This window comes from Actinacidiphila glaucinigra (genome assembly GCF_900188405.1).
GTDB lineage: Bacteria > Actinomycetota > Actinomycetes > Streptomycetales > Streptomycetaceae > Actinacidiphila > Actinacidiphila glaucinigra.
The window spans coordinates 128,214-140,377 of the sequence record NZ_FZOF01000020.1 but is presented as its reverse complement, the minus strand read 5'-3'; the positions used below and the strand labels follow the sequence as shown (position 1 = coordinate 140,377).

The following is a 12,164-nucleotide window of genomic DNA, read 5'->3' as shown; positions in this document are numbered from 1 at the left end:
TATCGCCCCGCGGGCTCGCGCCCCACGGCCCGGGCACGGCTCCCGGGACGGGCTCACGCGGCCCCGGCCAAGGGAGGGAACGCACGATGCCGGACAACAAGGCCCTCGTCCGCCGTCCGGGTCCGCGCCTCGCGGAGGGGCTGGTGACCCGTGTCGGGCGCACCCCCGTCGACACCGTGCTCGCGGCGCGTCAGTGGGAGGGGTACGTGGCCGCGCTGCACGCCCACGGCTGGGAGACGGTGGAGGTCCCGGCGGCCGACGACTGCCCGGACGCGGTCTTCGTCGAGGACGCGGTGGTCGTCTTCCGCGGCGTCGCGCTGCTCGCCCGGTCCGGTGCCGTGTCCCGGCGCCCGGAGACGGCCGGGGCCGAGGCGGCGGTCACGGCGCTGGGTCTCCCGGTCGAACGGGTCCGCGAACCGGGCACGCTGGACGGCGGGGACGTGCTGAAGGTCGGGGACACCGTGTACGTGGGCCGTGGCGGGCGCACCGACGACGGGGGCGTCCGGCAGTTGCGGTCCGCGTTCGAGCCGATGGGGGCGCGGGTGGTCGCCGTACCCGTCACCAAGGTGCTGCACCTGAAGTCGGCGGTGACGGCGCTGCCCGACGGCACGGTCATCGGTTATCCGCCGCTGGTTGACGACCCGTCGGTCTTCCCCCGCTTCCTGCCGGTGCCGGAGGAGCCGGGCGCGCACGTGGTGCTGCTCGGCGGCGGCCGGCTGCTGATGGCGGCGAGCGCGCCGCGCACCGCGGAACTCCTGACAGACATGGGATATGAGCCCGTTTCGGTGGACATCGGCGAGTTCGAGAAGCTTGAGGGCTGTGTGACCTGCCTGTCCGTTCGCCTGCGGAACCTGTACGCCTGACGGCGGGTTGCCTTTTCAGTGTCACCTAACCTACGGTTTCGTAACTTACGATTCCGTAAGCACTCTCCGCGAACAGCCAGGAGCCCAGCGTGACCATTGCCCCGTCCCAGAGTGCCGGTTCGGAAGCATGGAGTGACACCAGGCTGCTGTACGCCTTGGAAGAGGTCGTCGAGACCGAGATCAACCGCCACATAAAGGCGGCCAAGGAGTGGATGCCGCACGAGTACGTCCCGTGGAGTCAGGGCCGTGACTTCGACGGCGTGATGGGCGGCGAGGCCTGGGCGCCGGAGCAGTCCAAGGTGACCGAGATCGGCCGGATATCGCTGGTGGTCAATCTGCTCACCGAGGACAACCTCCCCAGCTACCACCACGAGATCGCCACCCTCTTCGGCCGGGACGGCGCCTGGGGCACCTGGGTGCACCGCTGGACCGCGGAGGAGGGCCGGCACGCCATCGTGATGCGCGACTACCTGCTCACCACGCGGGCCGTCGACCCGGTGGAGCTGGAGCGGCTGCGCATGCACCACATGTCGGAGGGCTTCGAGTCCGACAACGCGCACAGCATGCTGCACTCGGTGGCCTATGTGGCCTTCCAGGAGCTGGCCACCCGCATCTCGCACCGCAACACCGGCCGCGAGTCGGGCGACGCGATGTGCGAGCGCATGCTGGCGCGCATCGCGACCGACGAGAACCTGCACATGGTCTTCTACCGCAACCTGCTGGCGGCGGCGCTGCAACTGGCGCCGGACCAGACGATGCAGGCGATCCGCGACGTGGTCGTCGGTTTCCGGATGCCGGGGCACGGGATGCCCGGTTTCGAGCGCTCCGCGGCGCGGATCGCCATCGGCGGCATCTACAACCTCCGCATCCACCACGACGACGTGCTCCAGCCCGTGCTGCGGCACCTGAAGGTGCTGGAGACCTCGGGGCTCAGCCCCGAGGGCCTCAAGGCGCAGGAGGAACTGGGCTTCTTCATGGGCGAGCTGGACAGCCAGGCCCGTAAGTTCGAGGAGCGCAGGGACGCCCTGCTGGCCCGGCGGGCCGCTCGCGCCTGACGGACCCGTCCTCCGCGGTGGGGTGCCTCCCCGGAGGCGCCCCACCGTCGCGGGCCGGCCGGCCCGCCACCGTGGCGACCTCGCCCACCATCCAGACCAGGCGCTCGCCGTCGTGCTCGAACTCGTGCCGCCTGACCATGCCCATCCGCAGGTAGAAGCCCTCGGCGCGCGGGTCGGCGCCGACCCCGAGCAGACGCGCGTCCAGCGCGACCGCCCGCCCCGCCAAGTGCCCCCACAGCAGGCGCCCCACGCCGGTGCCGATGAACGGGCGGTCGACGAACAGCAGACCGATCCCCAGATAGTCCTCGTGCTCGTTGAGCGCGTAGAAGCCGACGGGCACGCCGTCCCGCTCCGCGACGGTGACGTGCCGGGAGGCGATGTCCGCCGCCGTCAGCTTCGGCGTCACATCGGGGACGTCCGCCACGCGGCCGCCCACCCAGTGCGACTTCGACCGCAGGACCAGCGCGTCCAGGAGCGGCAGCTCCTCCGGGCGGGCGGCACGGATCACGACACCTTCCATGCCACGAGCGTGGCAGCGCGCGGGCCGTGGCGTCACCGGATTTCCGTCCCGGGGGCGCGGGCGGCGGGACGGGACGAGAACGCGCCGACGAGGGAGCCTAGGCCGGCGCGGGACCGAGGACCCAGGCCGCGACGGAGAGGGTGGCCATCGAGAGCAGCGTGGAGAGCATGACCGAGTCGCGGGCGAGGGCCGTGCTCAGGTCGTACTGGCGGGCGTAGACGAAGACGTTCTGGGCGCTCGGCAGCGCGGAGAGGACGACCACCGCGAAGAGCTGATGCGCCGGCAGGTGCAGGACGAGGCTGCCGACCGCCAACGCGGCCAGGGGCTGGACGAGGGTCTTGATGAGGACGGTGGCGCCGACCTCCGCACGGAACGCCGCGCCGGTGGCGGGCGGGCGGCCGTGCAGCGACATTCCCAGGGTGAGCAGCGCGGTCGGCACACCCGCGCCGCCGAGCAGCCCGACCGAGTGGCCGAGCGCGGCGGGGAGCCGCCAGCCGGCCGCGGAGACCGCGCAGCCGAGAACCGCGCCCAGGATGACGGGGGTCCGCAGCGGCACCAGGAGCAGGCGGGCGGCACTCCCGGCTCCCCGCCTCCGCCCGCCTTCCCGCCTCGGCCCGGCTCCGCCACCGGTGCCCGCGTCGAGGACGGTGAGGATGACCGGGGTGACCAGCAGCACCTGGAAGAGCAGCACCGGGGCGACGAACGACGCGTCGCCGAGGATCTGCACCGCGACCGGGATGCCGAGGTTGGCGGAGTTGACGTACCCGGCCGCCATGCCGCCGATCGCCTGGTCGGGCAGACGCCGCCCGAAGAACCACCGGCTGACGGCGAACCCGAGCAGGCACGCCAGAGCCGTGCCGGCCGCGAAGGCGATCATGGACGTGTTCACGAAGGCGTCCAGGGGCGTTCCGGCGATCGTGGTGAACAGGGCGGCCGGCATGGCGACGTTGAAAACGAATCGCCCCAGCACTGACTCCGCATGCGGTCCCAGCACTCCGGTTCGGCCGACCGCGTAACCCACCGCACTGATCGCCCATATGGGGACGAATCCGGAAAGCAGTGGTGACAGGGCGTGCATGGGACCTCGGGTTGTCCGTGTGCCGTCGGGCGCGGACCCGGGATCGCCGGGCGGCCCCGTGCAGTCAATCAGGCGGCTTCCGGTCCGCCGCACCGGGCCCCGGCGGAAAATCATGCAAGCACGCTTGATTGTTTCCGGCCGCGGTGCCAGCCTGTGACGCGCACGGCTTCGCTGACGCTGCGTCATTCAGGGGGACCTTTGTCCGACCCCACACCCGTACTGGACGATCTGCGGGACGAGAGCGAGGGCCTGGACGCCCTGGTCGCCCCGCTCCCCGGGGACGCCTGGGCGGCGCCGACGCCCGCCCCGGGCTGGACGATCGCCCACCAGATCGCCCATCTGGCGTGGACCGACCGGCAGTCCGTGCTGGCGGTCACCGACCCGGAGGGCTTCGGCTCCGTGGTGGAGAAGGCGGCCGCCGCGATCGACACCTTCGTCGACGAGGGCGCCGTAGAGGGCGTGGCTCTCCCGCCCGCCGAACTCCTCGCACGCTGGCGCTCGGGGCGGGCGGAACTGCAGGCCGCGCTGCGGGCGCAGCCGCCCGGGACGCGCTTCCCCTGGTTCGGCCCGCCGATGAGCGCCGCGTCCATGGCCTCGGCCCGGCTCATGGAGAGCTGGGCGCACGGCGAGGACGTGGCGGACGCCCTCGGCGTACGGCGGGCGCCGACCGCGCGGCTGCGGCATGTGGCGCGGATCGCCGTACGGGCCCGCGACTACGCGTACTTCGTCAACGGGCTGACCCCGCCCGCCGAGGAGTTCCGGGTCGAGCTGACCGCCCCCGACGGCACGCTGTGGGCGTACGGCCCGCAGGACGCCGCGCAGCGCGTCACGGGCCCGGCGCTGGACCTGTGCCTGCTGGCGACCCGCCGCCGGCACCGTGCCGACCTGGCCGTGCGCGCCGAGGGCGCGGACGCCGACCGCTGGCTGGACATCGCCCAGGCGTTCGCGGGGCCGCCGGGTGCGGGCCGCGGGCCGGGTGAGGGAGGAACGGCGTGAGCACCGAGAACCGTACGACCATGCTGGAACGCCTGGCCGAGCTGGAGGCCGAGCACGACAAGGCGCTCGCGGGCGGCGGCCCCAAGTACGTCGACCGGCACCGTGCGCGGGGGAAGCTGGCGGCGCGGGAGCGGGTGGAGCTGCTGCTGGACCAGGACAGCCCGTTCCTGGAGCTGTCGCCGCTCGCGGCCTGGGGCAGCGACTACCCGGTCGGCGCGTCGCTGGTGACCGGGATCGGCGTGATCGAGGGCACCGAGTGCGTGATCACCGCCAACGACCCCACGGTGCGCGGCGGGGCGAGCAACCCGTGGACGCTGAAGAAGGCCCTGCGGGCCAACGAGATCGCGCTCACCAACCGCCTCCCGCTGGTCAACCTGGTGGAGTCGGGCGGCGCGGACCTGCCCAGCCAGAAGGAGATCTTCATCCCGGGCGGCGCGCTCTTCCGCGACCTGACCCGGCTGTCGGCGGCCGGCATCCCCACCGTCGCCGTCGTGTTCGGCAACTCGACGGCCGGCGGCGCGTACGTCCCCGGGATGTCCGACCACGTGATCATGGTCAAGGAGCGCTCCAAGGTGTTCCTCGGCGGCCCGCCGCTGGTGAAGATGGCCACCGGCGAGGAGAGCGACGACGAGTCGCTGGGCGGGGCCGACATGCACGCCCGCGTCTCCGGGCTCGCGGACTACTTCGCGCCGGACGAGCCCGGCGCGCTGCGCACCGCCCGCCGCGTGGTCGCCCGGCTCAACTGGCGCAAGCAGGGCCCCGCCCCGGCCGCCGGCTACGACCCGCCGCGGTACGACGAGGACGAGCTGCTGGACATCGTCCCCGCGGACCTGAGGACGCCTTTCGATCCGAGAGACGTCATCGCGCGGGTCGTGGACGGCTCGGAGTTCGACGAGTTCAAGCCGCTGTACGGGCCGAGCCTGGCGACCGGCTGGGCACGGGTGCACGGCTATCCCGTCGGGATCCTGGCCAACGCGCAGGGCGTGCTGTTCAGCGCCGAGTCGCAGAAGGCCGCGCAGTTCATCCAGCTCGCCAACCAGCGCGACATCCCGCTGCTGTTCCTGCACAACACCACCGGGTACATGGTGGGCCGCGAGTACGAGCAGGGCGGCATCATCAAGCACGGCGCCATGATGATCAACGCGGTCTCCAACTCGCGGGTGCCGCACATCTCGGTGCTCATGGGCGCGAGTTACGGCGCGGGGCACTACGGCATGTGCGGCCGAGCGTACGACCCGCGCTTCCTGTTCGCCTGGCCCAGCGCCAAGTCGGCCGTCATGGGCCCCACGCAGCTCGCGGGCGTGCTGACCATCGTGGCGCGGCAGTCGGCGGCCGCCCGGGGCCTGCCCTTCGACGAGGAGGCCGCCGCCGGGCTGAGGGCGATGGTGGAGCAGCAGATCGAGTCCGAGTCCCTGCCGATGTTCCTGTCGGGGCGGCTGTACGACGACGGGGTGATCGACCCGCGCGACACCCGCACGGTGCTCGGCGTGTGCCTGTCGGCGGTCCACAGCGCACCGGTCGAGGGCGCCCGCGGCGGCTTCGGCGTCTTCCGGATGTGAGGAGCACCTGACCGTGATCGCATCAGTGCTGGTGGCCAACCGCGGCGAGATCGCCCGCCGCGTCTTCCGCACCTGCCGCGACCTGGGCATCGCCACGGTCGCCGTCCACTCGGACGCGGACGCGACCGCCCTGCACGTACGGGAGGCGGACGCTGCCGTGCGGCTGCCGGGGGACGCGCCCGCCGACACCTATCTGCGCGGCGACCTGATCGTGAAGGCCGCCCTCGCGGCGGGCGCGGACGCCGTGCACCCCGGATACGGATTCCTGTCGGAGAACGCCGACTTCGCGCGGGACGTCATCGCCGCGGGCCTGACCTGGATCGGGCCCGCGCCCGAGGCCATCGAGGCGATGGGCTCCAAGACCCGGGCCAAGCGCCTGATGGCCGAGGCCGGCGTCCCGGTGCTGGAGGCCGGGCCGGACGACCTGCCCGTACTGGTCAAGGCGGCGGCGGGCGGCGGCGGACGCGGTATGCGCGTCGTCCGGGAGGCGGCCGCCCTGGAGCAGGAGCTCGCCGCCGCCCGCGCGGAGGCGCTGTCCGCCTTCGGGGACGGCGAGGTGTTCCTGGAGCCGTACGTCGAGGACGGCCGGCACATCGAGGTGCAGGTCCTGGCGGACACCCACGGCACCGTGTGGACGCTGGGCGAGCGCGACTGCTCGGTGCAGCGCCGCCACCAGAAGGTGATCGAGGAGACCCCGGCGCCCGGCGTCGCCGACGAGCTGCGCCGGACGCTGCACACGGCGGCCGAGGCGGCGGCGCGGGCCATCGGCTACGTCGGCGCGGGGACGGTGGAGTTCCTGGTCTCGCCGGACGGCCGGCCGTACTTCCTGGAGATGAACACCCGCCTCCAGGTGGAGCACCCGGTCACCGAGTGCGTCTTCGGCGTGGACCTCGTCGCGCTGCAACTGGAGGTCGCCGAGGGCGGGAGGCTCCCGGCCGCTCCCCCGGTCCCCTCCGGGCACGCGGTCGAGGCCCGGCTGTACGCGGAGGACCCGGCGCGCGACTGGCAGCCGCAGACCGGCGTCCTGCACCGCTTCCGGCTGCCGCGGGCGCCGGGGCTGCGGGTGGACGCGGGCTTCGGCGACGGCGACCGGATCGGCGTGCACTACGACGCGATGCTCGCCAAGGTCGTCGCCCACGCCGCCACCCGCGCCCAGGCGCTCCGGCTGCTCGCGGGCGCCCTGGAGCGGGCCCGGGTGCACGGTCTGGTGACCAACCGCGAGCTGCTCGTACGGGTGCTGCGCGACCAGGACTTCGCCGCGGGGCGGCTGTCCACGGCCTTCCTGGACCGCCTCGGCCCGGCGCCCGCCGAGGACGGGGGCGCGGCGCGGCTGGCGGCCCTGGCCGCCGCGCTCGCCGACGCCTCGGGACGCCACCCGCTGGGCGGCTGGCGCAACGTGCCGTCGGCGCCGCAGTCCAAGACCTACCGCGCCAAGCCGGGCGGCGCGGAGTACGAGGTGCGCTACCGGCTCGGCCGTGACGGCCTGACCGCGGAGGGGCATCCGGACGTCCGTCTGCTGGAGCGGGCGCCGGAGCGGGTCGTGCTGGAGGTCGCCGGGGTGCGCCGCGCCTTCGACGTCGCGGTCTACGCGGACCAGGTGTGCGTCGACGGGCCGTCGGGCGCCCACCGCTTCACCGCGCTGCCGCGCTTCCCCGACCCGGTCGCGCAGCTCGCGCCGGGCTCGCTGCTGGCCCCGATGCCGGGGACGGTGGTGCGCGTCGCGGACGTCGCCGTCGGCGACAAGGTGGCGGCGGGCCAGCCGCTGCTGTGGCTGGAGGCCATGAAGATGGAGCACCGGGTCGCCGCCCCGGCGGACGGTGTGCTCACCGCGCTGCACGCCGAGGCCGGCCGCCAGGTCGACGTCGGCGCCGTACTCGCCGTCGTTCAGGAAGAGGACTCGCCATGAGCGGTACGCCCGCTGTGCACGGACCGACAGGCACCTTCGACAACGTCCTGCTGGAGAGCGAGGAGCGGCGCGCGCTGCGCAAGGCCGTCTCCGACCTGGGGCGCCGCTACGGGCGTTCCTACTTCCTCGACGCCGTGCGCGAGGGGCGGCACACCGACAAGCTGTGGCAGGAGGCCGGCGCGCTCGGCTACCTCGGCGTCAACCTGCCGGAGGAGCACGGCGGCGGGGGCGGCGGCCTCGCCGAGCTCTCCATCGTGCTGGAGGAACTGGGCGCCGCGGGCTGCCCGTTGCTGCTGCTCATCGTCTCCCCGGCGATCTGCGGCACGGTCATCGCGCGCTTCGGCACGGAGGAGCAGAAGCGCCGGTGGCTGCCCGGCCTGGCGAACGGCTCCCTCCGGATGGCGTTCGGCATCACCGAGCCGGACGCGGGCTCCAACTCGCACCGGCTGACCACCACGGCCCGCCGAGACGGCTCGGACTGGCTGCTGACGGGCCGCAAGGTCTTCGTCTCCGGCGTCGACATCGCCGACGCGACGCTCATCGTGGGCCGCACCGAGGACGCGCGCACGGGCACGCTCAAGCCGTGCCTGTTCGTCGTGGAGCGCGAGACGCCCGGCTTCGAGTTCCGGCCGATCGACATGGAACTGTCGGCTCCGGAGAAGCAGTTCCACATCTACATGGACGACGTACGGCTGCCCGCCGACGCCCTCGTCGGCGACGAGGACGCGGGGCTGCTGCAGTTGTTCGCGGGCCTCAACCCCGAACGCGTCATGACGGCCGCCTTCTCGATCGGCATGGGCCGCTTCGCGCTCGACGCCGCCGTGGCCTACGCCCGCACCCGGCAGGTGTGGAAGGCCCCCATCGGCTCGCACCAGGCCATCGCCCATCCGCTGGCGCAGGCCCACATCGAGCTGGAACTGGCCCGGCTGATGATGCAGAAGGCCGCGTTCCTGTATGACGCCGGGGACGACGCGGCGGCCGGCGAGGCCGCCAACATGGCGAAGTACGCGGCGGCCGAGGCGGGCGCGAAGGCCGTCGACCAGGCCGTGCACACCCTCGGCGGCAACGGCCTGACGGCCGAGTACGGGCTGGCCTCCCTCCTGACGGCCTCGCGCGTGGGTCGCATCGCGCCGGTCAGCCGGGAGATGATTCTCAACTACGTCTCGCACCACACGCTGGGTCTGCCCAAGTCCTACTGAGCACTGAGCACGTCCTACCGAGGAGGGGGGAACGGCCATGGCACAGCCGGCCGTGTTCCACAGCGAGTACCCCGCGGTTCCCGCCATCGACCTGCCGATCCACGAGGCCGTACTGGGTCACGCCGCCGAGTTCGGCGACCGGCCCGCGCTCGTCGACGGGGTGGAGGGCACGACGCTCACCTACGCGCAGCTCGACTCCTTCACCCGCCGTATCGCGGCGGCGCTGGCGGAGTCCGGACTGCGCAAGGGCGACGTCCTCGCCCTGCACAGCCCCAACACCATCGCCTATCCGGCGGTCTTCTACGGCGCCACGCGCGCCGGCGCGGCCGTCACCACGGTGCATCCGCTCGCCACCGCGGAGGAGTTCGCGCGGCAGCTGCGGGACAGCGGCGCCTCGTGGATCGTCACCGTCTCGCCCCTGCTGGAGACCGCCCGCAAGGCCGCCGAACAGGCGGGCGGCGTGCGGGAGATCCTGGTCTGCGACAGCGCCGAGGGCCACCGTTCGGTCCTGGACCTGCTGGGCTCCACGGCCCCCGAGCCGGAGATCGCCTTCGACCCGGGCGAGGACGTGGCCGCGCTGCCGTACTCCTCGGGCACCACCGGTGTGCCCAAGGGTGTGATGCTGACCCACCGCAACATCGCCACCAACCTGGCCCAGCTGGACCCGACGCTGTCGATGGGTCCCGGGCACCGCATCCTGGCCGTGCTCCCGTTCTTCCACATCTACGGGCTCACCGCGCTCATGAACGCCCCGCTGCGCAAGGGCGCCACGGTCGTGGTGCTGCCGCGCTTCGACCTGGAGCAGTTCCTGAAGGCCGTGGCGACCCACCGGGTGCAGGGGCTGTTCGTGGCCCCGCCGATCGTGCTGGCGCTCGCCAAGCACCCGGCGGTCGCCGCGCACGACCTGAGCTCGCTGGAGTACGTGCTGTGCTCGGCGGCGCCGCTCGACGCGGAACTGGCCCAGGCCTGCTCCAAGCGGCTGGGGCTGCCGCCGATCCTGCAGGCGTACGGGATGACGGAACTCTCCCCCGGCACGCACGTGGTGCCGCTGGACGCGCGCGACGCGCCCCCCGGTGCGGTCGGCAAGCTGCTGCCCGGCACCGAGATGCGCATCGTGCCGCTCGACGAGGACGCGGCCACCGAGGGCGGCGACGGCTCCGGGGAGATCCACATCCGCGGTCCGCAGGTCATGAAGGGCTACCTGGGACGGCCCGAGGAGACCGCCGCCATGATCGACGAGGACGGCTGGCTGCACACCGGCGACGTCGGCCGGGTGGACGCCGACGGATGGCTGCACGTCGTCGACCGGGTCAAGGAGCTGATCAAGTACAAGGGCTACCAGGTGCCGCCCGCCGAACTGGAGGCCGTGCTGCTCACCGACCCGCGGGTGGCCGACGCCGCGGTCATCGGCGTGCTGGACGGGGACGGCAACGAGATCCCCAAGGCGTACGTGGTGCCGCAGCAGGGGGCCTCCCTCACCGCGGACGACGTCATGGCGCACGTGGCCGCGCAGGTCGCCCCGTACAAGAAGGTGCGCCGGGTGGAGTTCACCGACGCGATACCGAGGGCCGCCAGCGGCAAGATCCTCCGGCGTGAACTGCGCGCCCGGGAAAGGGGAACCGCCTGATGACCGACGACGCCGCGGCACCATGTGTGCGGAGCGCGTACGACCGGGGGATCACCACGCTCACGCTGGACTCCCCGCACAACCGCAACGCGCTGTCCGCACGCATGGTCGACGAGCTGTCCGACGCGCTGGCCCACGCCGGCAAGGACCCGGCCACGCGGGCGGTGCTGCTCACGCACACCGGCGGCACCTTCTGCGCGGGCGCGGACCTGAAGGAGGCGACGTCGCCGGAGGGGCCGCGGCGGCTCGTGGCGCTGCTGCGGGCGATCGTGGAACTGCCCAAGCCGGTCGTGGCGCATGTGAGGGGCCATGTGCGAGCGGGCGGCCTCGGGCTGCTGGCGGCGTGTGACGTCCCGGTGGCGGGGCCGCAGGCGAGCTTCGCGTTCACCGAGGCGCGGCTCGGCCTCGCCCCCGCCGTGATCTCGCTGACGGTACTGCCGCGCATGGAGGCCCGGGCCGCCGCCCGCCACTACCTGACGGGCGAGGTCTTCGACACGGCCGAGGCCGTCCGTACCGGCCTGGTGGCGGCCCCGGAGGAGGCGCTGGACGGCATCCTCGCGGGGCTGCGGGCGGGGTCTCCGCAGGGGCTCGCCGAATCCAAGGCGCTGACGACCGCCGCCGTGCTGCGCGTCTTCGACCGGGACGCGACGGCGCTGGTCGAGCGGTCGGCCCGGCTGTTCGGCTCGCCCGAGGCGGCGGAGGGGATGCGGGCCTTCCTCGAACGGCGGTCCGCGCCATGGGCGCTGTGAGCGCCACCGCCCGTACGCCCAAGCAGGACCGCAGCCGCGCCACCCGGCAGCGGCTGCTGGAGGCGGCCGTCGCCTGCCTGGCCGAACGCGGCTGGGCGGGCAGCACGGTGACGGTGGTCGCGGAGCGGGCGGGGGTGTCGCGGGGCGCGGCGCAGCACCACTTCCCCACCCGCGAGGACCTGTTCACCGGGGCGATCGAGTTCGTCGCCGAGCAGTGGCTGGTCGCCCTGCGGGAGCACGCGCACGCCCTCCCCCGCGAGGGCGTGCCGCGCACGCACGCCGTGGTCGGCATGGTCGTCGACCTCTACACGGGGCCGATCTTCCGGGCGGCCCTGCACCTGTGGGTGGCGGCGGCGAACGAGGAGCAACTGCGGCCCCGGGTCACGGCGCTGGAGTCGCGCATCGGGCGGGAGGCGCACCGGCTCGCCGTGGAGATGCTCGACGCGGACGAGGCGGTGACCGGGGTCAGGGAGACCGTGCAGGCCACCCTCGACATGGCGCGGGGTCTGGGGCTGGCGAACCTGCTGAGCGACGACAGCGCCCGCCGTACGGGCATCGTCCGCGAGTGGTCGGCGGTCCTGGACGGGGTGCTGCGCCGCGGAATCTGAGTCG

Annotated in this window: 11 protein-coding genes; 9 read left to right on the top strand and 2 right to left on the bottom strand. The window is 73.5% G+C overall.

Annotated features, from left to right (window positions below; all coding sequences use genetic code 11):
• Positions 1-86: 86 nt before the first annotated feature.
• Together ddaH and CHF15_RS30380 are read left to right on the top strand one after the other, a co-directional pair.
• Positions 87-863 carry a dimethylargininase gene (gene ddaH, locus CHF15_RS30385; protein WP_089227103.1) on the top strand — a complete coding sequence of 259 codons (777 nt, stop codon included), beginning with the start codon at positions 87-89 and terminating at the stop codon, positions 861-863.
• 89 nt (positions 864-952) lie between these two features.
• Positions 953-1,918, top strand: a complete 966-nt coding sequence (locus CHF15_RS30380; RefSeq protein WP_089227102.1) for an acyl-ACP desaturase — start codon at positions 953-955, stop codon at positions 1,916-1,918.
• Here the strand turns inward: CHF15_RS30380 and CHF15_RS30375 are convergent.
• Both CHF15_RS30375 and CHF15_RS30370 read right to left on the bottom strand, forming a co-directional pair.
• Complete coding sequence (locus CHF15_RS30375) at positions 1,836-2,438, bottom strand: GNAT family N-acetyltransferase (RefSeq protein ID WP_089227101.1); 603 nt, start codon at positions 2,436-2,438, stop codon at positions 1,836-1,838. The two genes, CHF15_RS30380 and CHF15_RS30375, sit on opposite strands and share 83 nt — an antisense overlap.
• 97 nt (positions 2,439-2,535) lie before the next feature.
• Positions 2,536-3,516 (bottom strand): AEC family transporter, encoded by a 981-nt coding sequence (locus CHF15_RS30370; RefSeq protein ID WP_089227100.1) that lies wholly within the window; start codon positions 3,514-3,516, stop codon positions 2,536-2,538.
• A gap of 198 nt (positions 3,517-3,714) precedes the next feature.
• Between CHF15_RS30370 and CHF15_RS30365 the strand changes: the two genes are divergently transcribed.
• From CHF15_RS30365 to CHF15_RS30335, 7 genes are read left to right on the top strand one after another with little or no spacing between them, the layout of a single operon-like run.
• Positions 3,715-4,512: a TIGR03084 family metal-binding protein gene (locus CHF15_RS30365; protein WP_089227099.1), complete on the top strand. Its 798-nt coding sequence runs from the start codon at positions 3,715-3,717 to the stop codon at positions 4,510-4,512.
• Positions 4,513-4,532: 20 nt separating this feature from the next.
• Positions 4,533-6,071, top strand: coding sequence for an acyl-CoA carboxylase subunit beta (locus CHF15_RS30360; protein ID WP_245939109.1), 1,539 nt, complete (start codon positions 4,533-4,535; stop codon positions 6,069-6,071).
• Between the two features lie 13 nt (positions 6,072-6,084).
• On the top strand, positions 6,085-7,977 hold the full coding sequence (locus CHF15_RS30355; protein WP_089227097.1) for an acetyl/propionyl/methylcrotonyl-CoA carboxylase subunit alpha: 1,893 nt from the start codon (positions 6,085-6,087) through the stop codon (positions 7,975-7,977).
• Positions 7,974-9,176, top strand: a complete 1,203-nt coding sequence (locus CHF15_RS30350; protein ID WP_089227096.1) for an acyl-CoA dehydrogenase family protein — start codon at positions 7,974-7,976, stop codon at positions 9,174-9,176. The genes CHF15_RS30355 and CHF15_RS30350 overlap by 4 nt, the downstream gene beginning before the upstream one ends.
• Before the next feature lie 37 nt (positions 9,177-9,213).
• Complete coding sequence (locus tag CHF15_RS30345) at positions 9,214-10,803, top strand: 4-coumarate--CoA ligase family protein (RefSeq protein ID WP_089227095.1); 1,590 nt, start codon at positions 9,214-9,216, stop codon at positions 10,801-10,803.
• The gene (locus CHF15_RS30340) at positions 10,803-11,552 is read left to right on the top strand and encodes an enoyl-CoA hydratase family protein (protein WP_089227094.1); all 750 of its coding nucleotides are present in this window, start codon (positions 10,803-10,805) and stop codon (positions 11,550-11,552) included. Before CHF15_RS30345 ends, CHF15_RS30340 begins: the two co-directional genes overlap by 1 nt.
• The gene (locus CHF15_RS30335; RefSeq protein ID WP_089227093.1) at positions 11,540-12,160 is read left to right on the top strand and encodes a TetR/AcrR family transcriptional regulator; all 621 of its coding nucleotides are present in this window, start codon (positions 11,540-11,542) and stop codon (positions 12,158-12,160) included. The genes CHF15_RS30340 and CHF15_RS30335 overlap by 13 nt, the downstream gene beginning before the upstream one ends.
• The last annotated feature ends 4 nt before the right edge of the window (positions 12,161-12,164 follow it).

Coding starts and splice junctions, on each gene's coding strand:
- ddaH (WP_089227103.1), top strand. CDS start 87: ATGCCGGACAACAAGGCCCTCGTCCGCCGTCCGGGTCCGCGCCTCGCG.
- CHF15_RS30345 (WP_089227095.1), top strand. CDS start 9,214: ATGGCACAGCCGGCCGTGTTCCACAGCGAGTACCCCGCGGTTCCCGCC.
- CHF15_RS30335 (WP_089227093.1), top strand. CDS start 11,540: ATGGGCGCTGTGAGCGCCACCGCCCGTACGCCCAAGCAGGACCGCAGC.
- CHF15_RS30360 (WP_245939109.1), top strand. CDS start 4,533: ATGCTGGAACGCCTGGCCGAGCTGGAGGCCGAGCACGACAAGGCGCTC.
- CHF15_RS30340 (WP_089227094.1), top strand. CDS start 10,803: ATGACCGACGACGCCGCGGCACCATGTGTGCGGAGCGCGTACGACCGG.
- CHF15_RS30350 (WP_089227096.1), top strand. CDS start 7,974: ATGAGCGGTACGCCCGCTGTGCACGGACCGACAGGCACCTTCGACAAC.
- CHF15_RS30370 (WP_089227100.1), bottom strand. CDS start 3,516: ATGCACGCCCTGTCACCACTGCTTTCCGGATTCGTCCCCATATGGGCG.
- CHF15_RS30375 (WP_089227101.1), bottom strand. CDS start 2,438: ATGGAAGGTGTCGTGATCCGTGCCGCCCGCCCGGAGGAGCTGCCGCTC.